Origin of the sequence: Opitutus sp. ER46 (genome assembly GCF_003054705.1) — a bacterium.
In the GTDB taxonomy this organism is placed as follows: domain Bacteria; phylum Verrucomicrobiota; class Verrucomicrobiia; order Opitutales; family Opitutaceae; genus ER46.
This window is the reverse complement of sequence record NZ_QAYX01000024.1, coordinates 1-23151: the sequence shown is the minus strand read 5'-3', so window position 1 is coordinate 23151 and position 23151 is coordinate 1. Positions and strand designations below refer to the sequence as shown.

The 23151-nt window shown below is 66.8% G+C and carries 18 protein-coding genes; 4 read left to right on the top strand and 14 right to left on the bottom strand.

Annotated elements, in window-relative coordinates:
- Window positions 1-21: 21 nt before the first annotated feature.
- From DB354_RS15690 to DB354_RS15640, 12 genes are all read right to left on the bottom strand, one after another.
- Entirely contained in the window at window positions 22-561 is a 540-nt protein-coding gene (locus DB354_RS15690; RefSeq protein WP_107836597.1) for a hypothetical protein, read from the bottom strand.
- Between the two features lie 445 nt (window positions 562-1006).
- Window positions 1007-3553, bottom strand: coding sequence for an ABC transporter permease (locus tag DB354_RS15685; RefSeq protein WP_107836596.1), 2547 nt, complete (start codon window positions 3551-3553; stop codon window positions 1007-1009).
- A gap of 83 nt (window positions 3554-3636) precedes the next feature.
- Complete coding sequence (locus DB354_RS15680) at window positions 3637-6066, bottom strand: ABC transporter permease (protein WP_107836595.1); 2430 nt, start codon at window positions 6064-6066, stop codon at window positions 3637-3639.
- 316 nt (window positions 6067-6382) lie between these two features.
- On the bottom strand, window positions 6383-7081 hold the full coding sequence (locus DB354_RS15675) for an ABC transporter ATP-binding protein (protein WP_107836594.1): 699 nt from the start codon (window positions 7079-7081) through the stop codon (window positions 6383-6385).
- A gap of 62 nt (window positions 7082-7143) precedes the next feature.
- Window positions 7144-7269: a hypothetical protein gene (locus tag DB354_RS22835; RefSeq protein WP_255420793.1), complete on the bottom strand. Its 126-nt coding sequence runs from the start codon at window positions 7267-7269 to the stop codon at window positions 7144-7146.
- An 18-nt stretch (window positions 7270-7287) separates the two neighbouring features.
- Window positions 7288-8541, bottom strand: a complete 1254-nt coding sequence (locus tag DB354_RS15670; protein ID WP_107836593.1) for an efflux RND transporter periplasmic adaptor subunit — start codon at window positions 8539-8541, stop codon at window positions 7288-7290.
- A gap of 183 nt (window positions 8542-8724) precedes the next feature.
- Window positions 8725-10110 (bottom strand): hypothetical protein, encoded by a 1386-nt coding sequence (locus DB354_RS15665; protein ID WP_146180283.1) that lies wholly within the window; start codon window positions 10108-10110, stop codon window positions 8725-8727.
- Between the two features lie 25 nt (window positions 10111-10135).
- A complete protein-coding gene (locus DB354_RS15660) occupies window positions 10136-10936 on the bottom strand; it encodes a hypothetical protein (protein WP_146180282.1) in 801 nt (266 codons plus the stop codon).
- Window positions 10937-11073: 137 nt separating this feature from the next.
- Complete coding sequence (locus DB354_RS15655) at window positions 11074-11526, bottom strand: hypothetical protein (protein WP_146180281.1); 453 nt, start codon at window positions 11524-11526, stop codon at window positions 11074-11076.
- Entirely contained in the window at window positions 11510-14308 is a 2799-nt protein-coding gene (locus tag DB354_RS15650; protein WP_146180280.1) for a hypothetical protein, read from the bottom strand. The genes DB354_RS15655 and DB354_RS15650 overlap by 17 nt, the downstream gene beginning before the upstream one ends.
- Complete coding sequence (locus tag DB354_RS15645) at window positions 14305-14670, bottom strand: hypothetical protein (RefSeq protein WP_146180279.1); 366 nt, start codon at window positions 14668-14670, stop codon at window positions 14305-14307. Before DB354_RS15645 ends, DB354_RS15650 begins: the two co-directional genes overlap by 4 nt.
- Window positions 14671-14679: 9 nt before the next feature.
- The gene (locus tag DB354_RS15640) at window positions 14680-15192 is read right to left on the bottom strand and encodes a hypothetical protein (RefSeq protein ID WP_107836587.1); all 513 of its coding nucleotides are present in this window, start codon (window positions 15190-15192) and stop codon (window positions 14680-14682) included.
- A gap of 211 nt (window positions 15193-15403) precedes the next feature.
- Between DB354_RS15640 and DB354_RS15635 the strand changes: the two genes are divergently transcribed.
- The 3 genes from DB354_RS15635 to DB354_RS15625 all read left to right on the top strand — a co-directional run bounded on the left by DB354_RS15635 (window position 15404) and on the right by DB354_RS15625 (window position 19416).
- Window positions 15404-16834 (top strand): mechanosensitive ion channel domain-containing protein, encoded by a 1431-nt coding sequence (locus DB354_RS15635; RefSeq protein WP_107836586.1) that lies wholly within the window; start codon window positions 15404-15406, stop codon window positions 16832-16834.
- A gap of 294 nt (window positions 16835-17128) precedes the next feature.
- A complete protein-coding gene (locus DB354_RS15630; RefSeq protein WP_107836585.1) occupies window positions 17129-17794 on the top strand; it encodes an ABC transporter ATP-binding protein in 666 nt (221 codons plus the stop codon).
- 20 nt (window positions 17795-17814) lie between these two features.
- Window positions 17815-19416, top strand: coding sequence for a TolC family protein (locus DB354_RS15625; RefSeq protein WP_107836584.1), 1602 nt, complete (start codon window positions 17815-17817; stop codon window positions 19414-19416).
- A gap of 635 nt (window positions 19417-20051) precedes the next feature.
- On the opposite strand, the gene DB354_RS15620 is transcribed toward DB354_RS15625, so the two are convergent.
- On the bottom strand, window positions 20052-20966 hold the full coding sequence (locus DB354_RS15620; protein WP_107836583.1) for a site-2 protease family protein: 915 nt from the start codon (window positions 20964-20966) through the stop codon (window positions 20052-20054).
- A 294-nt stretch (window positions 20967-21260) separates the two neighbouring features.
- Complete coding sequence (locus DB354_RS15615) at window positions 21261-22256, bottom strand: WYL domain-containing protein (protein WP_107836582.1); 996 nt, start codon at window positions 22254-22256, stop codon at window positions 21261-21263.
- A 68-nt stretch (window positions 22257-22324) separates the two neighbouring features.
- On the opposite strand from DB354_RS15615, the gene DB354_RS15610 reads away from it, so the two are divergent.
- Window positions 22325-22954: a hypothetical protein gene (locus DB354_RS15610; RefSeq protein WP_107836581.1), complete on the top strand. Its 630-nt coding sequence runs from the start codon at window positions 22325-22327 to the stop codon at window positions 22952-22954.
- Window positions 22955-23151 lie beyond the last annotated feature (197 nt).

Below are 23151 nucleotides of genomic sequence, written 5' to 3'. Positions count from 1 at the left end.
AATACTTTTACCCCGTCAATTCTATTTTGACTTTTCCCGCGGGAGCACCGCGACAAGGAAGCGACCGGTCCGCGGCACCTTCCGGATCGTGGAGCGCAGCTGGCGGCGTTTTTCCGCCGGCACGTAGAGCTGCCAGGCGCGCCGCGCCTTGACCGCCTCGACCTTGCTGGGCAGCTGCACGGCATTGCCGGCGGCCAGTTGCTCGGCATACCGCTTGTAGCGGCCGCGCTTCGGATCGTAGCCGTCGACGAGCGGGACTTCGGGGGCGGCGGCGTTCTCCGGCACGACGAAGATGAGCCAGCGCGAGTGTCCAATCTGCTTGCGGATGAGCTTCAGCTTCCCGAGCCGGCGGTCGCCTTCGACCATGCGCTCAAACACATGATACAAATTGATGTAGTCGTTGCCTGAACCGACCTCGACGGGATGGCCTTCGATCGCCTTGCGCATCACGGCCCGCGAATCCGGGCGCACCATGATGCCGCCGATCTCCTGCTTCGCGTAGAGGATGGGAGACTGCTTCGTAACGAACTGCCCGTACTTTTGTTGTGTTGCGTTGCCCATGGGTTGAAGAGATGTGCGAAATTTAGTTAGTCAAAATCAAAACCGGGTAAACACACCGTAGCAGCAGGTGCTGCGCACGCGCAACTGCGATGCTTGCGTATTGTTTGCGGGTGACCATTGAGCCCGGGGATTCAGGGGCATGGACGCGATTTGTCGGGGTTAGTTTCTCCAATGTTCACTTTCTGCAGCCCTTCGTAGCGCCGCGCCTCTCGGTATGCACCTTTTCGTGTTAGATTCCAGTGTCATCAGCGGCAGACCGCCCTCGGGCGGCGCGCATGGGGTCCCGCCCTCCTCGCGGGCCCGGCCAACGGCGGGCCCCGTGGGAACGACAGAGTTTGACGTCGCCAGCCCCTGCCCGGGCACGGGCGAACCACAACGGTTTTATGAACGCCAACCGTTTGCCACTGGTATTTCCACAGGGGCCTTTTCGCGCCCCAGCCGGGGCCTACTCCGCCCGCAGCGCGACCATCGGGTCAACCCGCGTCGCTCGCCGGGCGGGAATGATCGTCGCCACGAGAGCCACCAGGCCCAGCAGTGCCGCCACGCCCAGGTACGTGGCCGGATCCGCCGGGCTCACTTCGAAGAGGAGGGCACTTTGCACGATCGCCTGCCGGGCGATCAGCGCGATCGTCAGCGTCAAACCGAGGCCCAGAACCGCGCCGATCACGTACTGGTAGGCCCCCTGCCTGAGAACCAGGGTCAGAATCCGCCTCCGGTCCGCGCCCAGGGCCATGCGAATTCCAAACTCCTGGGTGCGCTGGTTAACCGAGAAGCTGGTCACGCCATATAGGCCGACCGAGGCAAGGAGGACGGCAACCGCGCCAAACAAGGTGAACATGCCCGCGATAATCCGGTTCGGCGCAATGAACGTCGCCTGGTTCTCCTGGGCACTGCCCACAAAGTACAAGGGGAGATCCGGATCGACCCGATTGACCTCGCGCTGCAGCGCCGGAGCGAGCGCGTGCACCCGCGACGCACCCCCGCGGGGCCGGACCACGATTGTCGCAAATTGGTGCGGGAATGGGCCTTCGAGGAGAGGGCCGGTCGGCGCCCCGAAGTACGGCACGTAGAAACCGGCTTCGTCGAGATTGGGATTGTTGAAGGGGCCGACCATCCGCGTCGTCTGCACGACGCCGACAATGGTGCGCCAGGGGCCGAAGAGCTGTCCGTTGTTGACCACCGTCCGGAAGCGCCTGCCCACCGCGCTCTCCTGCCCAAAATACTTCCGCGCGAAGGCCGCGTTCACGATGGCGACCGGCAACTTGCGATCCTCGTCGTCGGCCGCGAAATCCCGGCCTTCGACCCGCTTCACCCCCAGGGTCTCGAAGTAGCCATCCGAGACCTGCTCAAAGTTCGTGAGCGGCCGATCGGAATCGTCGGCGCGGTAGGCGCGACCTTCGATCTCGATCTTCGCCGCGCCCGAAAACGTCATTCGAAACCGATTGGTCAGCGCCGCCTGCTCAAATTCCGGATGATTCCTCAATTCCCGCAGCAGCCGGTCGAAAAACAGCTTCCTGGACTCACCTGTCGGATAGGCCGCGTCCATCAGCCCCATGCGGCCCACGAGCACCGCCTGGGTATCATAGCCGTAGTCGATCCGTTGCTGCCGCACCACCGACTGTACCTCCAGCAGGGCGCCGATGAGCAGGATGCAACTCAGGAGAATCTGCATGGCCACTAGCCCCCGGGTGATGAGCGTGATGCTCCGGCTCGTGTTGCCGCGCCCCGACTCCTTCAACGCCTCCACGGCCGACGCCCGCGATGACACCCAGGCCGGCACGAACCCCGACACCACCGCCGACATCATGGCCGCGACCACGGCGATCGCGAGCACCCGGCCATCGACGTTGAACACGATGTAGTCCGGCAACGGGTTGGCCAGGTTGTGGGTCACGTCCTGCAGGAAGCCGGTCGCATACGCCGCCACGCCCACCCCAAACACCGCCCCGATCAGCGCCACAATCAGGCTCTCGGTAAGCATCTGCCGGATCAACCGGGAGCGCGTCGCGCCCAGCGATGAACGCACCGCCAACTCCTTCGCCCGCAGCGCCGCGCGGGCGAACTGCATGTTCATCACGTTCACGCAAGCGATCAGCAGGATGATCAGGCAGAACCCCAGCATCGTCAGGAGCTGGCCCGAAAGCGCCGGCGAAAGGAACGACTTGATCAATGGCCGGATGGCCGCGGTCTCGTAACCCTTGTTCGTGTCGGGAAACTCCGCCGCCAGCCGCCGGGCAATCCCGGTGAATTCCGCCTGCGCCTGCTCAAAGGCAACACCTCGCCCCAGGGCGCCCAGCACCGAAACGCCCTGCACACGCGCCGTCTGCGAGTTGCGCGCCGCGGGCGGAAACTCCGCGTAGAGCGGCACCCACAGCTGCTCGTTGACTGGAAACCGAAAGCCCGGCGGCATCACCCCGATCACCGTCGCCGCCCGACCATTGATGCGCACCGCCTTGCCCACGACCGTCGGCGCCGCCGCGAAATGACTCTGCCACAGCTCGTGGCTGAGGAGGGCGACCTTCTCCGCCCCGGGCTTGTTGTCCTCGGCGGTGAAATTCCGCCCCAGGATCGGGGCCACGCCCAGTGCCCGGAAAAAGTCCTGGGTCACGTACGCCCCCGTGAAACGCCACGCCGTGCCGTCGATCGTCATATTCACGGTCGAGCCGGAGATGTACGCGGCGAGTCGCTCGAACGAGCGCTGCTGCGCGACCATCTCCTCGAAATCGAGCGGGAAGATCTGGCTGCCAAACCCGTTCAGATTCGCCACGCGCTGGGTCGGATCGGTGACATTGATCACCTGCACGCCCGCCAGCCGGTCGGCGTTCGGATACGAGAACCCGCGCAACATCACGGCATTGACGACACTGAACGTCGTCGCGACGCCGCCGATACCGAGCGCCAGCACGAGCACCGCGAGCACGGAAAAGGATTTCTCCTTGAGGAGCATCCGCACGCCTACACGGGCGTCCTGGACGAAGTTTTGAACGAGCATGGGTGGGTTGGGTGAGTGGGAAAGAGTTCGTCAAGGCACGGCACGCCCGCCCACCCGCTTGCCGGCGGGAGCGGGCAAGCCCCTTACTCGGCGCGCAATGCCGTCAGCGGATCCAGCAGCATGGCCCGACGCGCCGGAATCAAAGCGGCCAGCAGGCCCACCGAGGCCAGGACGGTGGCCACCGCCGCAAACACGATCGGGTCAAAGGGCTTCACCTCGTAGAGGAGCTGCTGCAGGACCCGGCTGGCCGCCAGGGATATGCCCAGTCCAATCGCGAGACCCAGCCCGACCAGCAGGCCGGCATTCCGCAACACCAAGTGAAAGATGCTGCCCGCCGTGGCGCCGAGGGCCATGCGAACGCCGATCTCCGCCGTGCGCTGGCTCACATTGTACGCCATCACGCCGTAGATCCCCACCGTCGCCAGCAGCGCGGCCAGCCCGGCGAAGACCGTGAGGAGCATCGAAACGCCTTTCGTCGTGGCCACGTTCGCCGCCACAAGTTCGTCCATCGTGCGGGGCGTCGCGAGCGCCACATTCGGGTCAATCTCCCGCACCAGCCGCCGCAGGACCGGAAGAACCGCCCCCGCTGCCAGCCCCGGCTGCGCCTTGCCCACCACGTGAAAGATTCCGTTCCCGCGCTGCGCATGGGCCCAATAGATCTCGTCGGGTACCGGCGCCGCCAAACCGGCCGACTTCACGTCCTCGATCACACCGACAATCTCGCAGCGGGTTTCTCCATTTCGCCCGAAAACCAGCGACTGCCCGATCGCTGACCCTTCCGGAAACAGCTTGCGCGCAAAACTCTCGCCAATCACCCCCACGAGCGGATTGCCCGCGCGATCGGCATCCGTCAGCAACCGCCCCTCTTTCAACCGCATCCCGAGCGCGCGAAAGAAGCCCGGCGTCACCTGCCGCAACGAAACCAGACTGCGCTGGTGCACCGGCAGCGGTGGCCTGCCCCCGACCGAGTACGGAGTGACCGCCTGCGAATCCGTCAGCGGCACACCGAAACCGGCCCCCCCGGCCGCCAGCTCCGGCGCCGTGTCCAGCTTCTGCTGGAGCACCCGCACAAACTCCCGCTGCTTGGCGCCCGTGTCGTAGTCCCGCTCCGGCAGATTGACCTGCGCCACCGCCACTCCGTCGGGCACCACGCCGAGCCGGGTCCGCTGCAGCCGCGAGAAGCTGTACAGCAGCAGCGAGGCGCCGATCAGCAGTACCAGCGAAAGCGCGATTTCCGCCACCACCAGCGAACTGCGGAAGAGCTTGTTCGCATGGCTGCCCGCGGTCCCGCGGCCGGTGTCCTTCAACACCACCTGCACGTCAGTCCGCGTCGCCTGCCATGCCGGATAGAGGCCCACGAGCAGCGCGGCCGCTCCCGTGGCCAGCATGGCGAACAGCAGCGTGGCGCCATCGACCGCCACGCGATCGATCCGGGGAATCTGGTCTCCGGCAAACAACCGGATGCCATCCAGGCTCCACGCCGCGAACAGCACGCCCAAGGCGCCTCCCGTCGCGGCAATCAGCAGGCTCTCGACGAGGAACTGGCGCACGATGGCACCACGACCCGCGCCGAGCGAGGTCCGCACCGCGATCTCCTTCGTGCGGGACGCGAGCCGCGCCAGCGACAGATTCGCAATGTTGGCGCACGCGATCAGGAGAATCGCCACCACCGCCGCGCCCAGCACCCACGTGCCCAACCGCACCTGCGCCGGAATGATTTCGTCCGCAAAAGGTCGGAGCTGCAGCGCGTTGTCGGCATCAATCAGCTGCGGCCGCTGCTCCCGGAGCGCAGCGTCGAGCTGAAGGAGCTGCTTCTCCGCCGCTTCCCGGGTGACGCCCGGCTTCAGCCGCCCCGTCACCTGCCACACGACCGCACCGCCGTCACGCGCCTGCGCGGGGACGTACGGGATCTCCAGTGGCCGGGGGTTCACGATTTCCACTTGGTGAAACGGCACCGGCATCGCCTTCGGCAGCACCCCGACGACGGTGTAAGGCACGCCGTCGATCGTCACCACCTTGCCCAGAACGTCCGGCGTGCCGCCGAAGCGGGTCTGCCAGATGCGATCGCTGATCAGAGCGACATTGGGACCGCCCGCCTCATCCTCCGCCGCCGTGAATCCACGGCCCAGCTGTGGCGCCAGCCCCAGCGTGGAGAGAAAGTTCGCACTCGCCTGCAGGCTCGGCACCTGTTCCGCCTCGCCCCGCTCGGTGAGCGTCACGGAGTTGCCCGCGGTAATCGCGAGTCCGCTGAACATCGTCGCGTGGTCGCGAAACTGGGCGTACCGGGGCCAGGAGATGGCCGGAAATTCGATATTCCTCGGCTTGTTGACCACCCAGAGCCGCACGAGCTGGTCCGGTGCCGGGTAATCGATCGGCCGCAGCACGACGCTGTTCAGGACGCTGAACAGAGCGGTGTTGGCACCGATGGCCACGGCCATCGTGAGCACGGCAAGCAGGGTGAAGCCGGGCTGCTTGGCGAGCAGCCGGAGCGCAAAGCGAAGATCCGAGAGCATGGGCGTGTGGGGAAAGTGGCGCGTCGGGCGGGAACGGAGCCCGACAGCGGGGTGTGGTGAAAAAAGGGCGGATCCCGGCCGGGATGGGAAGTGCCCAGCGGTCGCGATTGTCAGCGCCTGCCAGGGCGGCGCCGCGGCAGCTTTGACTGGCCCGAACTGGTGAGACCGAAAAGACGTCCGGGCTCGGGCCGGCGCGTCGCGACAATGGGCCGCGGTCGGAACCACAGCCTTGGGAGGCAAGGTGCCGGATCAAACCAACCAAGAACGCGCTCCAACCCGAACGCGCCCCCCGATCCGCGCACCTTGCCTCGCCTGGCTATTTCGTCGGGTCGCTTTCGACCTGCTCTTGGACGACACGCCCGTCGAAAATGTGAATCGTGCGGCCGGCGTGCCGCGCGAACCGCGAATCGTGGGTGACCATGACGATCGTGGCGCCCGCCTTGTGGAGCTCCTCGAGCAGCTGCATCACGGACTCGCCGTTCTTCGAATCGAGGTTGCCGGTCGGCTCGTCGGCGAGCAGGACCGCGGGCTTGCCCGCGAGCGCACGGGCGACCGCGACGCGCTGCTGCTGACCGCCGGACAACTGGGACGGCAGATGTTTCGCGCGATGGGCCATGCCTACCTTTTCCAGAGCCTGCGTGACGGCCAGCTTCCGCTCGGCCGCCGGCATCCCGCGGTAGGTCAGCGGCAACTCGACGTTTTCATAGACGGTCAGGTCACCGATCAGATTGAACGACTGGAAGATGAACCCGATCTCACGGTTGCGGATCCGGGCCCGCTCAGGCAGCGAAAGCCCCTGCACGGGACGGCCGTTGAGCAGGTACGTACCATCGCTCGGCGAATCGAGCAGGCCCAGGATCGAAAGCAGGGTGGACTTGCCACAGCCCGAAGGGCCGGCGATCGAGACGTACTCCCCTTGCTGGATGTCGAGGTGGATGCCCGACAGCGCGTGGGTTTCGACCTCATCGGTGAGGAATACCTTGGTGACGCCTTCGAGTTTGATGAGCGATTCCATGTGATTGGTACGAGTCTAGGGTTGGGGGCGGGTGGGAACAAACGGCGCGCTCGGACGCGACATCAGTTCTCTCCGGTGGCGTCGGTGGCCACCAGCGAGACAAGTGCGACGAGAACGACAACAACGGGGATCATGATGGGATGCCGGGAGAACACGGCGGGAACGCAGGAGTTACGGAAATTCTGCACGGCGGGGCCGGCGCGAGGTTAATTCAGTTTGATCCGCTCGTTGGCGTCCCACTGGGACATGTCGGAGAGGATGACCCGCTCGCCCGGCTGCAGGCCTTCGATCACCTCGATGGTGTTGACCGAACTACGGCCGAGGGTGACCGGGGAGCGCACGGCGTACGTGCCGGACGGGTCGAGTTTGAAGATATTCACCTTGCTCTTCTCCTGGCCGAACGCCGGGCGGCCGACAAAGACCACATTCTCAAGGCGTTCGAGTTCGATGGTCCCATCGACGGAGAGATCGGGGCGCGCGCCGTGAGGCAGCTCACCCGGCAGCACCACATCGACCGTGACGGTGCCGTTCTGCACTGACGGATCGACGCGCGCCACTTTGCCGGCCACCACGCCGTTGCGGGTGTCGATGGTCGCGCTCTGGCCGATCTGGATGTCCTTGGCCTGTGTTTCCGCGATGCGGATTTCGGCCTTCAGGCGGGTCGGATCGGCCACGCGGGCCAGATTGCCGCCCGGTTGAACCTGGGCGCCCACTTCCACCGGCAGCAACTGGAGAACCCCGCTCATTCCGGCGCGGACCGCCAGGGCATCAAGTTCGTCATGGCGCAATTTTGCCTGGGCGCGCAGCCGGTCGACCTCGGCCTCCTTCACCGCGAGTTGCGGGGCGATGGAGTCCTTCGCGAACGCGTATCGCTTCTGCTCAATGCCGTTCCGCGTCTGGGCCTGCTCGGCCGTCACGCGGGACAGCCGCAGGTCGAGGGCCGACACCAGCCCGTCCTTGTAGAGCTGTTCGTTCACCTCGAGCTGCAGTTTGGTCTGCTCAAAGAGCGCCTTCGCGTTCGCCGCATCAGACTCGGCGGCGAGCACGCCGCTTTGCAGCGTGACGCGGAGGTTCAGCAGTTCGGCCTCCGCCGCCTTGAATTGGGAATCGGCGTTCGCCGCGGCCTGCTCCACGTCCGGATTGGCGAGATGGAGAATGATGCTGTCGGGCGTCACGACGGCACCGGGCCGAAGGACGATGCGGTCAACCCGGCCCTGGGTACGCGCCGCGATCCATCGAATCTCCTCGGGCACCAGCGTGCCGAGACCGCGCACTTCGCGCCGCATCTCTCCACGCTTCACCGTGTCGATCCACACGAGGTTGCGGTCGACGGTCGGAGCCGCCGGCTTCAACTGCGCGAGCAGCACCGTGATCCCGACCAGCACCAAGCCGGTGATCGATCCGTAAAGGATCCGCTTCTTGCGCTTCGCTTTGCTCTGGTCTGGGCGAGGAATGTCCATGCTACGCACCTCCGTTTGCAGCCGATGTGCCGGGGGCGTTGCCAGTAACGTAGATATCTATCTGATAGCACGATAAAAATGTGCGACCGCACAGCGTCGCTCGCCTAGGCATCGCAACTGGGACGTTTTTGTCCCAAAACTGGGATACTTCCAACGTGGTGCGAACAGGGCCCGCGCCCTGACTCACGATGCCCCGTGCCTCCGCGGAGGAAAGAAGTCGGTGCGGTCCCTCCGCGCCGGCTCAGGCTCAGCGGCGGGCGTCGAGGTCCGTCGACTGGCCTGGACAGATTCGACGCTCACGAGAGACCCACGCGACTCCAGACCACTGCCGGCCGGCCGCTCGCGCCCAACCGCGCACCTCGTTTCGCTCTCGGACGCCATGAGTTGGGGCAACACCGCCGCCCCCTCCACGATGCGCGCTGTCGCAACCTCCCGCGCGCTTGAGCCGTGGACCGCCGCAAAGCCGGCGACGGCACCGCGACTCAGCAGGAGCGGCATGCCCACGACGGTGAGCGCAAGCCAGAGACACAGCGCCACCGTCATCGCGACGCAGAAGAAGACCGTTCCCCACCCGAGATAGGGGGCGGCGACCGCGAGCGACGAGGGCGCGGCGCCCTGCTCACCCAGCGCCGCGGCAGAGATCTCCCGCATCCACGCTGTGCCTCCCTCCACCAGCGGAAGCGTCACGAGCGCCGCCAACGCCCAGCCCAGCGGCCACGCGGCGACCACGACCAGCCGCAGCAGGAACTTGAGCGAGGCACCCCGCAGGAGTTCGATGCCAAGCCCGGCGATGCCGATCGGCAGCACGGCGCAGCCGATCTCAAAGCAGAGCACGCGCACCAACTCGGCGCTGAGGGCGAGCAGAAGCGTGAGCGCCACCAGGATGGACATTGCGCCGCAACAGACGAAGACGGCCGCGGCGCGCAATCCCCCGCTCGCCGCCTGCCAGGTGCCGTCGGCCACGTTCGTTGTCGCCGCCCCCATCCCGCGAGCCCAGTTCCAGGCCCGTAGGCTCCATTCCTGTTCCTGGCCCGATGCCGGCGCCGGGGTGGCGCTCGCCTCCAGCGTATCCAGATACGGCGATCCCGGCGGCGCCCACTGCTCGAGCAGCTTCCAGCTGGCGGCCAACAGCGGCGACGGCCTGCCCTCCACCACCGCCGGCTGGTAGCCGATCGCCCCGGCCGCGAGATCAGCCGTTTCCCACGCCAGAGCCCGCCATTGGGCAACCGTCGCGATAAACGCCACCTTCAGCATCGTGCCCGCGATGCTCTCCATCTGGGCGTCGTCCCGCCGCATCCGGCTGATCAACCCCGCCACAATGAGGCAGACCGAGCCTGCCTGCGCCAGGAGCAGGACATGGCCGCAGGCAACGCGCAGCGGAGACTCCTTTGCCGTGGCGGCACCAGGATCGAAGAGGGCGCCCGCCCGCTGCTGAAACGGGGCGAAGTCCATGGGCTCGGCCGCATGGACCGGTGACGCGGATAGGAAAAGCGCGGCGCCTGCCGCCCCCAGCAGCCGGACACACCAGAAAATGAGCGAAGCCCGGCGGCGGCGAAGGGCGGAGCGCATCGGAGGGGAGCCGCGGATGCGCGGCTCAGTTGGACTCGGAACCGACGGCGCGGAACTGGCGGCGATACGCCGTGAGCGCCTTGTCGCGCATCCGTTTGACCACGGTCTCCGACCACTCACGGTCGGCCTCCTGCTTCCGCGCCTCCTCGGTGGTGAGCTGCGCGCGAAACGCATCGAGGTCCGCCTTCGCCTGCACCGTCTTCTGGTGCGCCAGGTCCTGGCGTTGTTTCGACGCCGCCAGGCTGGCAGTGAGCACCGCGATCTGCGCTTCCGTCTTCACCTGCTTCAGCCGACGCAGCGTCTCCTCCTGCAGCGCCGTCTCGGCGCCCTGCACCTCTTCCTCGTGCGTCGCGGCCGTCCGGTATCGCGCGTACATCGCCTCCTGCATGGCGAAATGCGCGTAACGATTCTCGTCGCGGGTTTCGGTCGCACCCGCCACCTCGAACGTGGCCTTTACTTCGTTCGCCGGGTTGTAGGTCGACCGGGTCTTGCTCCCGAGCCGGAACAGGTTGCGGCTCGATTCGATCGCATGCTTCGTCGTTTCGAGCCGCACGGCCTGGTTCACGGGCGTCATGACGCTCGGCGGCGCGCTGAAATCAGCGGCATTCTCCGCCGTGCCCATCAGCTCGATCATTCGATCCGCGCGCTGCACGAGACGTTCGGTGGTGTGAACCTGCTCCTGCAGTTGGGCCACGACGCGGTTCCACTCCAGTTGCTCGCGCGGCCATTTGTAGCTGTCGGTCACGTCCTGCATGATGACGACGGTGTCGAGCACGCCGGAGATCGCGTGGGCCGCAGGCGCCGCCAGCAGAGCCGCCAGCGCCACTGAACCCATCCGCCACCAATCGGCTCGATTTGAACCAAGCCTCGCTGCCCGCCAGCCGTCCGGAAGGGACAACAGCCATGCTGCGACGCGTCTACGCCAATCCAACTGGTTTTTTGGGTGCATAAGCTGGCCTCGATTTACTCCACCACGCGGATCGCCACCTGGTGCGGCGCGAGTTTGCGGCCATCGGCCGTCACCTCGGGGCCCGGCACCAGGTAGTACACCGGTTCGCCCGCCGCCTTGGCGTCGTCGGCCGGCTTTCGCTCGAGGGCAAGGCGCAGGAAATACTGCCGCTTGATCGCGTCACTCTGCCCCTGGACGTAGCCTTGGTCGAAGCCGTCCTGGCGGACCGACGCGTCCTCGCCCAGCGCAAGCTGGGTGATCGCCCCGCCCGCCACTGCCCCGACGGCCGTGGGGCCCGCGCCTCCATCACTCACCAGGTAGCCCGCCGCGGCGCCGGCTGCGGAGCCGACGGCGACCACGCCCGTGCGGCGGGCCGTGGAACTCACGTTTGTGCAGCCGGAGCTGGCGGCAGCCCACGCTGCCGCCAGCAGGCACACCGCATACACACGCCTAAGTTCGTTCGTCATGGGAGTCCTTGCGCCGCCGCCGTGCCTGGTCGCGTTCCCGCGCCGTCTCGGCGAGCACGCCTTCGACCGGATCCGCGTACGTCGCCATCGCCCGGCTCCGCTCGTCGTACCGGTCCCCGGAGGAGTCCGAGACGTACAGCATCTCCGGCGTCACGATATTGCGCACCACGCCGCACTGGGTGTGCTCCCCTTCCTGGGTAAACACCGCCATCTGCGAAAACCGGGCGCTTCCCGTCTGGTACTCGGGAGCGGTGAAGCTGCGGATCGCCGCGCGCGCCGATTCGGGGAGCCCGATCGCGTCGCCCTGCTCGTCGAGGTCGTGCCGATCGTTCTGTTTGAAGAGGAAGAACTGCTTTGAGTTGCCGAAGATCACCGAGCGCAACGCGGACTTGGAGAGCTGCGCATACTGCTGGGTCACCGGCATGATGTGGCAGGCGAACTTTCCCATCTGCGCGTAGAACTCGCCGAACAACTGCTCCACGCCGCCCACTTCGATGTACCGCGAAGGCTCCTCGAAGATGAACTGCTTGCGCCGCCCGCGCGGCATCGTGATCACCCGCTGCCGCAGCCGGTTCGCGATGAGGTACATCGCCGCCTCCTTCATCTGCCCGCTCGCCCCGGGCAGCTGGCCAAGCTCGAAATGGACCACCCGCTTCGTCAGCGGGCGGTTCGTCACGCCATCGAACAATCGCCCGTGAGCGCCGTTGCGCTGCCAGGCCGCGAGGCGGGAGGCCAGGCGGTTCACCAGCTCCCGTTCGTGGTGCGGGATCCGGTTGTAGAGCATCATCTCCACCAGCGCCGTGTGCGTCGGAAATTCCTCCGGATGCAGGAACGCCAGCCCGACATCCCGCACCAGCCGGCCAGTCTGTGGCTGCCGCGCAAAGCCCATCAGCTCCGCGTCCGCAAAACCACCCAGCACCTCCTGCCAGCGCGTGGGGTCCGCCGTCTCCATCTCTCGCAGGTCGGCAAACAACTCCAGCCGCGTGGGCATCTGCAATTGTCCCCGCCCGCGGCGCTGCGCCTGATCGATCGCCAGGGCCCAACGCGCGGCCTCCATCTCCCGCCGCGGGTCCCGCCGGCGAATATCGTTCCATGTGTCCGTGTACAACTGCTCGACATACTCCCCGTACAGTGCGGACCGCGCGACGTTCACCTCCGGGTCCTGCGCCTTGCCGGCCATCACCGAAAGCAGTCCCGTCGCAGCCGAAAGCTGCATGCGCGTCAGCGGCACGCCCTGGGTGTCGAGATAGTTCAGCGTCAGCTCTCCGTCCGGGTGCAGGATGATCGACTCCCCGCCCACGAGCTGGACAAACGTTCCGTAGCTGAGGCCTTCCTCCACGATGCCGCGGAAGGCGAAGAAGCAGTCGGTCTGGGAAAGCAGGTCGATGGTCTGGCTCGATTTTCCAACCCGCGTCGTGCCGGTCATCACCGCATGCTGCGGCACCCCGTTGGCAAAGGTCCTCACGCCGAAGAGCGCGCCTTCCTCGCCGTCGTAGATCGCCTCCGCCTCCTCGAGATGCCCCGTGTACGAGCACGAAAGCGGCACCATGTCCTGCAGGAAGCACACCGCCGGATCGCGGCCCGCGAGCGCGAAGAGATCCCAGTCCCGGTAGCGCCCGCCCGTCCACCCGGGCAGTGTCTCGTAAAAGAGGCACTTCGCCTGCACCTCGTCGTCCACCAGCATGCACTGGGCTCCACCCATTGTCGTGATCGCCTCGCGCAGCGCCTGCGCGCCCTGCAGACAGCGCTCGAGCGTACTGCCCCAGACCCGCACCACGGGCAGCGCCGCGTACGGTCGGGCAAAACCGCCCTGAAGCGCCGCCACTTTCGCCCGTTTGCGGGCGATCACGGTGTCGAGCGACACCTTGTCCTCGTTGGCGCGATGCCCTTTCAGCTTCCGCAACTCCTGCTCGGTCTTCTCCACCTCGTGCGGCGCGTTCAGCGGATAGCAGCTGAGCGTGTAGCAATAGTTCCCCGCCAGGGCGCTCGTCAGCGACCAGATGATCCCGAGGTGCGTCTCCATCGGCCAGCGCCGTAGCACGAGCAGGGTGTGGTACTGGCCGTCCATGCGGAAGAACACATGCCCCTCGCTGTCCCGCGTCGTCACCCCGCCTCCCGGCCAGCTGTTCTCCAGGATCGTGCCGCGCGGGTCGAAGCCGGCATAGCGCTCCTCGCCCAGCAGTCGAAGCGAGGGCTGGCAGAAGGCCCGCCACGCCGCGAAGTGCTCGCGATTGCCGTACGGCGTGAGATGCGCCCCCGGGAGGCGTCCGGCGAGGTTGCGCAGGCGGTCCTGCATGTTCTTCGCCGTCTGCTCCACATAGCGGTCGATCTGCTCCGCCGTCCGGAACCCGCCCCGCGGCACCGACGTACACCGCCGCGAGAGGAACACCTCCAGTCGCTCCCGCCGGAGCCGGCCCGCCGCCTGGCGCTCGCAGTAGCGCGCATACCGCTCCTCCCGCGTCATCCGGCACCAGCCCTCCGCCCCGCTTTCGGCGGTCCGGCGACGATAAAGCTCCAGTTCCGCCTGGTAGTCGGCGTCGACGCGCCACTGGAACTGCACCGCCTCGTCCTCGCCGAGCTGGCAGAAAAACGTCCCCAGCGCTTCGTAATACGCGTCGCGCGTCGCCTGGTCCGCGCTCTTCAGGTCCGGCAACTCGAGGCCGGCCCCCCGCGCCAGCACCGTCGAGGGCGTCAGGCTCGAATCAAACCAAAGCACGTCGCCCTCGAACCACCCGTCCGGCGGCCGCGTCTCCAGGGCCTCACTCAACCAGCGACGAATCATCGCGGGCCTCCCTTCCCGGCCGTCAGCGGCGGGCGCGGTCGGTGACCGCGCGGGTGCGGCCACTGCGCCCACACCTGCGGCCGGAGGTTGAAATGCCGCCCCACCGCCAGCTTCTCCATAAAGTCGCCGGTGAAATGGGGCGGCCTTCCAACCAGGAAGAACTTCACCCACCCGACCGCCAGGATGATGGGCAGGAGCGAGACGACCGCCCGCGGCACTGCGGCCAGCGAGGCGCTCATGATGAACACCAGCAGCGTGCCCACCGCCCCCACGACCACGAAGAGGTAGGCCTCGCCCTCCAGCTCCCAGTTGCCGAAGCGCACCACGCCCTTCGAGTCGGGACCACTGTTGGTGGACGTCACGCGCATATCTCAAACCAGCGACAGCCCCAGCGCGTCCCAGAAGCCCGCGAGATTCATCGCCACGATCGCGACCCACGGTGCGGCGGCGATCGCGAGCCCCGAGAAGATCTTCTTTTTTCCGTCCTCGCCCCTCTCCAGCTGGTTGGCGCCTGCGATGCACTTGATCACGCACCAGATGGCCGAAATCCCGATCACGGCCCAACACGCCAGCTGGATCACGTCGACGAGCTCCGGCGGCAGGGGTTTGACCGCGCCTGGGACAAGCGAGAGACCCAATGTGTCCCACAACCCCGTCGCCTCGAAGGCCGCCATGGCCAGCCAGGGGGCGACGCCGATCGCGATACCGGAATAGATCTTCTTCTTCCCGTCCTCCCCGCGGTCCAGCATGTCGGCCCCCTGGATGCACTTGATGATGCAGAACACCGCCGCCACCGCGATGATCACCATGAGTCCATAGGCGAGGTTGTCCTTGAATTTTTCCGGCATCGTGAAGCCGAGCACCAGCGCGTGAGACAGAGTCATGGTTGTCGTGGGTTGATGGTGTTAGTAAACATGAATTGTCGTACGTCAATTCATTTTAACCATTACCGCCGCGCTGCTCCCCTCCCGCAAGACCCGCCCTGGGTTGCCCGCCTGCCGGACGCCGTCCTCTGGGTGCCTCCGAAGAATCCGCGAGGGTCAATCGAGGCGGCTCCCGATACCTGCCCCCGCCGCGATCCGGGAAACTTGGGCCATGAACCTCGTGCGCGACTCTCAGGCACAGCTCATCGCCGGGCTCGTCCTCATCACCGGGCTCTCGCTCGTTCTTGTGCGTCGGGTGCTGCGGCGCGTCAGCCACCGCCTGCACCAGCACGCGCCCGACGAGGAACGCCACCTCCTCGCCGAACTGGTGCACCGCGCGGTCGGCCCGCTGAGCTTCCTCGCCTGCTACTACGCGCTCTACGCGGTCGCCCACGTGGTCGCGCGCAGCGACTGGGTGCCCGACGACCTGGGCTGGGCCAACCCCATCCTCGGTCATTTCCGCACGCTGGGCTTCTTTGCCGCCGGGCTCTGGTATTTCTATACCGCCACCGTCGCGGTTGATCACCGGCTGCGCCGCGCCGCCGCGCGCACCCCGGGCAGGTTCGACGATGTCTTCTTCCCGCTGCTCGGCACCGCGCTCCGCGTCACCGTCCCGATCCTCGCCGCCTTCGCGCTGCTCCGGCTCTGGCCGGTTTCCGAGGACGCGATGACCGTCGTGCGCAAGCTCCTCGGCATCGCGCTGATCGCCGCCGTCGCGTGGACACTCCGCCGCGCCGTCCTGCTCGTGGACGCCGCCATCCTCGGCACCGGCGAACTGGCCAGCACCGCCTCCGACCACCGCGCGCTCTTCACCCGCGTGCGTATGCTGCGGCGCGTCGCCCTGGTGCTCATCGGGGTCTTCGCCTTTTCCGCCGTGCTCATGCTCTTCGACGAGGTGCGCGATGTCGGCCGCAGCATCCTCGCCTCCGCCGGTATCGCCGGCATCGTGCTCGGCATCGCCGCCCAGCGCAGCCTGGGCAACATCCTTGCCGGTATTCAGATCGCGGTGACGCAACCCATCCGCCTCGGCGACCAGGTGCTCGTCGAGGGTGACGTCGGCAACATCGAGGAGATCACGCTCACCTACGTGGTGGTGCGCGTCTGGGACCAGCGTCGAATCGTCCTGCCGATCAGTTACTTCATCGAAAAGCCGTTCCAGAACTGGACGCGCGTCGCCAGCAACATGCTGTCGCCCCTCACCCTGCGCGTGGATTTCTCCCTGCCCCTCGAGGATCTCCGCCGGTACCTCGCCGCCGAGGTGAAGAAATCAGAATTCTGGGACGGCAAGGTGTTCGGCATCCAGGTCACCAACGCCGACGACCGCACGATGGAGGTCCGCGTCCTCGCCAGCGCGCCCGACTCCGGCGCCTCCTTCAACCTGCAGTGCGAGCTCCGCGAAAAGGCCATCGACTATGTTCGCGAGCACCATCCGGACGCCCTCCCGCGCATCCGCCAGGAACAACATCGGATCGAGTCGCCGACCGCCGCCCGCACTTCCCGCGATGGCGATCGCAACGTCGATCGTCTCGACCACCCGCTCGCCCACGCGCCCTGCACCACCGCTCCCGGTCCCGACGGCTCGTCCCCCAAGCCGACGCCCTGACGCAGCTCGTTTGCCCCGTGCCACTTCGCCCCGCGCGGCGCGCCCTTTCACCCGCACGCCGGACGCAAGCTCGCCCCGCCACTTCGCGTCCGCCGGCCGGTCCCACCACGCGCCCGGCCAGCCCCGTTTCACCGTTCCCGGTTTTGGGACGGCCTAATTCCACAACTGGGCGGCACCGCGCCCGCGCGCCATGCGTCGGTGATTTTCTAGCCGTTATAAATAAGCAACTTAAGTTTGTTCGCGACCCGCGGCACACGCGTTGCTAAGGTCCACTTGCGCTTTCGCGCTCCGACCATGATCACCCTGCGCCACGTCGACCGTGTCTATCCGCTCAAAGGCGGCCCGTATTACGCCCTCCGCAACATCAACCTCGAGGTGAAGGCGGGAGATTTTCTCTCGATCATGGGGCCCTCCGGCGCCGGCAAGTCCACCCTCCTGCATATTCTCGGCCTGCACGACGCCGGCTGGGAGGGCGAATACGAGCTCCTCGGCCAACCGGTCCACAAGCTGGACAAGAAGAAGCGCTTCGATCTCCAGAAGCAGAACATCGGCTTCGTCTTCCAGAGCTACCACCTGCTCGACGACCTCACCGTCTACGAGAACCTCGAGATCCCCCTCTCCTACCGCAACATCCCGCGCAAGGAGCGCGAGAGCATCGTTTGCGACGCCCTCGATCGCTTTCACATCGTCGGGAAAAAGGACCTCTACCCGAGCCAGCTCTCCGGCGGTCAGCAGCAGCTCGTCGGCGTCGCCCGCGCCCTCGTCGCCAAGCCCGCCCTCCTCCTCGCCGACGAGCCCACCGGCAACCTGCACTCCGACCAGGGCCGCGAAATCATGGAGCTCTTCCGCAAGCTCAACCAGGAGGACGGCGTCACCATCATCCAGGTCACCCACTCCAAAGATAACGCCTCCTTCGGCACGAGCGTCGTCCGGCTCGCCGACGGCATGCTGGCCGCCTGAGCCGCCCCCTGACTTCGCGCATGAAATTCCCGCTTCTTTCCGTCCGCTCCTTCCACGCGCTGCTTTGCGCCGCCGCCCTGGGTGCTGCCATCGCGGCGCCGCGACTCGCCGTCGCGCAGGAGGAGCCGGCCCCGGCCGCATCGGTCCCCATGGCGGCCAGCGCCGCACCCGTTTCACCTGCGCTTGCGGCTCCGATGGTCGCTCCGACGGCGGCTCCCGCCGCCTCCGGCCCGGTCAGCCTCACGCTGACCGACGCCATCGCCCTCGCGTTGCGCAACAACCAGCGCGTCAAAGTCAGCTCCTTCAACCGCGGCATCGCCCGCGCGAACGTCCTGACCGCCTACGGCCGTTTCGATCCCGCGATCACCTTCCGCCGCTCCTACGCCGAGAGCGAATTCCCCGTCGGCACCACCCCGCTCGCCTCGCAAATCACCAAGACCGACGAGTACGCGCTGTCCCTCGACGGGCTCACCCCGTGGGGTCTCTCGTACCAGATCGGCGGCTCGGCCAGCAACGAACGCGGCACCAGCAACCAGTATTCCGATCAGTACGTCTCGTTCGCCGGCGTCACCGTCACCCAGCCGCTCCTCCGCGGTTTCGGCTTCGGCGCCAACCTCGCCGATCTCCGCATCGCCAAGGCCAATCGCGCCATCAGCGATTGGGATCACCGCCAGACCGTCATCGATACGGTTACCAGCGTGATGCAGACCTACACCGGCCTCGCCGAAGCGCGCGAGATGCTGCGCATCGCCCGCCGCTCCCGCGAACTCGCCGCCCAGCTCGCCCGCGACGTCGAGCGCCGCAACCAGGTCGGCAAGATCTCCGATTTCGACGTCACCCAGGCCCGCGCGCAGGTCGCCACCCGCGAGGAGAACATCCTGTTCTACGTCCGCGCCGTGAAGGACCTCGAGAACCAGCTCCGCGTCCTGATTGGCGAAACCCAGTTCGCCGCCAACGGCCCCGATCTCACGATCGATCCGCTCGTCCCCGCCGCCCCGCTCACCGCCGACGGCGCCGCCGACTTCAATCGCGCGCTCGAGCTCCGCCCCGACTTCCAGGCCGCCAAGCAGGGCATCACCATCCGCCGCGCCAATCGCGCCTACGCCCGCAACCAGCTCCTCCCCAAGGTCAATTTCGTCGGCCGCTTCGGCTACAACGGCATCGCGTCCGAATTCGCCGCCTCCCGCGCCCAGGTCCGCGACCAGGACCACCGCGACTACTCCGCCGGCGTCTTTGTCTCCGTCCCGCTCACGTTCGCCGAGGGCCGCGGGCTCGCCCGCGCCGCCAAGCTTTCCCTCCTGAAATCCGAGGCCGACTTGAAGCGCCTCGAAACTGACATCGCCGTGAGCGTCGCCGCCGCCATCGGCCAGCTCGAAACCACCACGCAGCGCGTCGAGGCCACCACCCGCGCCTACGAGCTCGCGCAGCAGGTACTCAACTCCGAGGAAAAGCGTTTCCGCACCGGCGCCAGCTCCACCCTCAATCTCATCCAATGGCAGGAGCGCCTGATCTCCGCCGAGACCTACCGCGTCCGTGCCATCGCCGACCAGCGCAACGCCGTCGCCAACTACGAACGCGAGACGGGCACCACGCTCGCCGCGCATAACCTGACCGTGGAGTAGTCCGCGAATCGGGGACAGACCCCGATCCCCGAACCGAGGGAACCGCGAAGGGCGCGCGACAATCCGCAGTGCTCGCCGCCCGAGGCCACCGTCGAATCTCAGCGGTCGATCACCCGGAACTTTCGCGTGTGTTCGCGCCGTTCGCGGTTTCACCTGCTGCGATCGGTCAGACTCAGGCAGGGGTTAACCACGAGAGTCCGCGGAACGGGGACAGACCCCGATCGCCGAACCGAAGGAACCGCGAAAGCCGCGAAGGGAGCGCGAAAATCCGCGGTGCTCGCCGCCCGGGGCCACCGTCGAATCCCAGCCGTCGATCACCCGGAACTTTCGCGTGTGTTCGCGCCGTTCGCGGTTTCACCTGCTGCGATCGGTCAAACTCAAGTCCGGAGTCCGCGAAACGGGGACAGACACCGATCGCCGAACCGAAGGAACCGCGAAAGCCGCGAAGGGAGCGCGAAAATCCGCAGTGCTCGCCGCCCGGGGCCACCGTCGAATCTCAGCGGTCGATCACCCGGAACTTTCGCGTGTGTTCGCGCCGTTCGCGGTTTCACCTGCTGCGATCGGTCAGACTCAGGCAGGGGTTAACCACGAATGGACTCGAACACCGCGGCGGCCGCTTGCGGCCGCGGTCGCCATCACCGCGTTTCCCAGCGCTCGATCGGACTCGCGACGCCGCAGTACACGCACGGGAGCGCGGGCTGCGTTGCCTGGCAGTGCGGGCACACCGCCCGCGTTGAAAAGGGGTCCATCGGCTGGCGGCACTGCACGCAGAGGTAGAGCGGACCGCCGGGAGGCGCCGCGTGGCACGAGGGACAACGCACGCCCGTGTGCCGCGGCAGTCGCTCGATCGCCATGAGGTACTTCGCTTCCTTCAGGCCGATCCAGCAGCGCTGCACAAGGAACAGCGCCATGAGCCCAGTCCACAACAGCGTCTCGGTGCTGCGGGCCGTGATGACGCGCCACGCAACGCCCGCCGCGATGCCCGCCAGGCCGATGTAGGACGCAACTTGCAGGCTGCGCGCCCGGCCGAGTCCGTACCAGAGCACCGAGCGGAGGATCTGCCCGCCATCGAGGGGGTAAACTGGCAGCAGGTTGAACACCAGCAGCACGCCGTTGAGGACGTTCACCGCCAGCAGGAAGTGCGCGAGGTCGGGATTTCCCTCGAGCCACTCGAGATAGTCCGCACCGAGCAGAAGTCCGCCCAGGATGGGCACAAGCACCACGTTGACGAGCGGACCCGCCGCGATGCTCCAGAGCGTCGCGCCCGGACGCTGCGGCGGGGAAACGAAGGCAATGCCACCCAGCGGCCACAGCACGATTTCGTGGGCCTGCCCTCCGGTCTGCCGGCACGCGAGCGCGTGACCAAACTCGTGCAGGGTCACGATGACAAACAGCATCACGTACTCCGCGATGTTCCACCCGAGTGAGTTGTAGCTTCCGCGCCGCAACGAGAGCTCGATCATGGCCACGAGGAACCAGGACCAGTGCAGGAAGACCTGGATGCCCGAAAACCGGAAGAGGCGGATCGATCCCGAGTGGGTCGCAATCATGGAGACGTGAACGGCAAGTGAGTTGTGACGCGCCGAAGCGCAGGAACCGGCCAACGAATCCGCAAAGCGCCCCGCCGGCAAGGGAATGAAAAGGGAGTAAGGGAGTGGGGGAGTGAGGGAATGAGTGGACGGAATGACGCGGAAGAAAAGGACGGGGCGAGGTCGGAGGGGCGGAACGACAGGGGTGAAGGGACGAGGGACCGACGGTGTTTTGAGAGGCCGGCGCCCTCTGGAGACCAGAGCGCTTACCGGTGCCACGTGAAATCTGGCGCACGCCTTTGTCCCCTTACTCCCTCATTCCCTTTTTCCATACTTCGCCGCGATGCTCGCTGCCGTCTCGGCCACGCGTTGCCGGAGCTCCCTCGGGCCGATGACCTCTGCGGCCGCGCCCCAGCCGAGCACCCAGCGCTCGACTTCCGGCAACGCGCCGAGCTTCAGCTTCAATTCCACCCGGCCATCCGGCAGGTCACGCAGCTCTTGCGATTCATGCCACTCGCGCTCGCGCACGCGATCCGCCGCTCCGGCGGCGAACCGGATCACGACGTCGTGTGCATCGCCGCGCCCGCCAAGCACGCCGAGCGCATCGGCAAAGAAGGCATCGGGCGAGAAGTCCGCCGGTTTCTCGAACTTCTGCTTCAGCACCTGCACGCCCGCGATGCGCGGTACCGCGAAGGTCCGCAACCCGCCGCGCTCCACATCGAACGCCACGAGGTACCAGAGGTTCTCCCGGTGCGCCAGGTGGTAGGGCCGCACGCGCCGGTGTGAGCGCGCGGACTCTCCCGGCTTGCGGTAGTCGAACTCCACCTCCTCCTGCCGCAGCACCGCGCCGCTCAGCGCATTGAAGATCGCGAGGTCCGTCTTGCCGAGGCCGACGTTCTTGAAGGACACCGCCTTCAGTTCGTCCGCCGGCGAAAACGAGATCTTGTCCCGCAGCCCGCCCGCGAGCTTCTCGAACGCGATCTCCAGCGAGCGATGAAAGGGCGTCCCGCGGTACTGCTCCAGCGCCCGCTGCGCCACCAGCAGCGCCAGCAACTCACCCTCCGTCACGTGCACCGTCGGAAACGCGCTCACGGGATGCGTGTAGCGATACGCCTGGATCAGCGGGTCGAACTCGATCGGCAGGTCGAGCCGGTCGCGCATGAAGGCCAGGTCGCGCAACACCGTCTTCCGGCAAACGCTCAGGATCTTCACGAGCTTGCTGCAGTTCGTGAGCGTTCCGCGCCGGAGCTCGTCGTGAATCCGCAGCATGCGCTCGAGCGGGGGACGGGAGAGCTGGACGCGTGAGGTCATGCCGAAAGGAAGGCTTTTTTCGCCCGTGGGACAAGGAATGTCTCAGGGGTCCTGCTAAGCTTTCATTCATGAAAACGCTCCGTCGTCGCCGTCCGACCGAAACCGCCGCGGTTGAAATCAGCTGGTCCCACGCGGGCATCGCCTGGCGCGTCACCGCCTGGCCCGAAGTCGCCTTCCAGCGCCGCTGTGGCGACGCGTGGCTGCCCGAGCAGCCGACCGAAGGCGCGTTTGCCGCCGCCGCCGCCTACGTCCGCGAGCCGATGTGGCGCCGTTACCTTGAGTTCATGCCCGCGACCGAGCGCGCCTTCGTCGCCGGCTTTCGGTTCAGCCGACTCGAGGCGCTGCAGGTGATCTCCCGTTGCCCGGAGCTGCTGCCCGTTCTCTCCGAAGTGCCCGCGCTCACCGTGTTTGTGGCGGCGCATGTCGCGCTCCGTGGCGCCGAGCGGCCCGGCTGGGACGAAATTGCCGCCATCTTCGAGCGCGCCGGACTCTTCGGCGTTCTGGAGTGGCTTGGCCTTCCCGCCACCCGCCACGCCCTCGCCGCGTTGCGCAACCTCGCCGACCCCGAAGTGCCGCGGCGTTTCCTCGCTCCGCTCCGCACCCTGCTCTGGGACGCCTCGCTTGCCAGCCGCCTGGAGCAGACCCCCGTCGTCACCGACCTCGACCTCGCCCGCCACTGCCACCGCCTGGCCGCGTGAGAAACCGCGAAGCGACAGGTCCCGGAGAGGAGGGAACCGCGAACTTACGCGAAATGACGCGAAAGTCCGGGGAGACCGACCACCGTGATCCGACTGTGGGCCAGGCGCGGGCCACCTCCGGTTTTCGCGTTCTTTTCGTGAAGGGATGTGGTTCTCGAAAACCGAGGAGCGAGGATGAAAATTAACCGTTCGGGGGC

Coding starts and splice junctions, on each gene's coding strand:
- DB354_RS15690 (WP_107836597.1), bottom strand. CDS start 561: ATGGGCAACGCAACACAACAAAAGTACGGGCAGTTCGTTACGAAGCAG.
- DB354_RS15685 (WP_107836596.1), bottom strand. CDS start 3,553: ATGCTCGTTCAAAACTTCGTCCAGGACGCCCGTGTAGGCGTGCGGATG.
- DB354_RS15680 (WP_107836595.1), bottom strand. CDS start 6,066: ATGCTCTCGGATCTTCGCTTTGCGCTCCGGCTGCTCGCCAAGCAGCCC.
- DB354_RS15675 (WP_107836594.1), bottom strand. CDS start 7,081: ATGGAATCGCTCATCAAACTCGAAGGCGTCACCAAGGTATTCCTCACC.
- DB354_RS15670 (WP_107836593.1), bottom strand. CDS start 8,541: ATGGACATTCCTCGCCCAGACCAGAGCAAAGCGAAGCGCAAGAAGCGG.
- DB354_RS15665 (WP_146180283.1), bottom strand. CDS start 10,110: ATGCGCTCCGCCCTTCGCCGCCGCCGGGCTTCGCTCATTTTCTGGTGT.
- DB354_RS15655 (WP_146180281.1), bottom strand. CDS start 11,526: ATGACGAACGAACTTAGGCGTGTGTATGCGGTGTGCCTGCTGGCGGCA.
- DB354_RS15650 (WP_146180280.1), bottom strand. CDS start 14,308: ATGATTCGTCGCTGGTTGAGTGAGGCCCTGGAGACGCGGCCGCCGGAC.
- DB354_RS15640 (WP_107836587.1), bottom strand. CDS start 15,192: ATGACTCTGTCTCACGCGCTGGTGCTCGGCTTCACGATGCCGGAAAAA.
- DB354_RS15635 (WP_107836586.1), top strand. CDS start 15,404: ATGAACCTCGTGCGCGACTCTCAGGCACAGCTCATCGCCGGGCTCGTC.
- DB354_RS15630 (WP_107836585.1), top strand. CDS start 17,129: ATGATCACCCTGCGCCACGTCGACCGTGTCTATCCGCTCAAAGGCGGC.
- DB354_RS15625 (WP_107836584.1), top strand. CDS start 17,815: ATGAAATTCCCGCTTCTTTCCGTCCGCTCCTTCCACGCGCTGCTTTGC.
- DB354_RS15620 (WP_107836583.1), bottom strand. CDS start 20,966: ATGATTGCGACCCACTCGGGATCGATCCGCCTCTTCCGGTTTTCGGGC.
- DB354_RS15615 (WP_107836582.1), bottom strand. CDS start 22,256: ATGACCTCACGCGTCCAGCTCTCCCGTCCCCCGCTCGAGCGCATGCTG.
- DB354_RS15610 (WP_107836581.1), top strand. CDS start 22,325: ATGAAAACGCTCCGTCGTCGCCGTCCGACCGAAACCGCCGCGGTTGAA.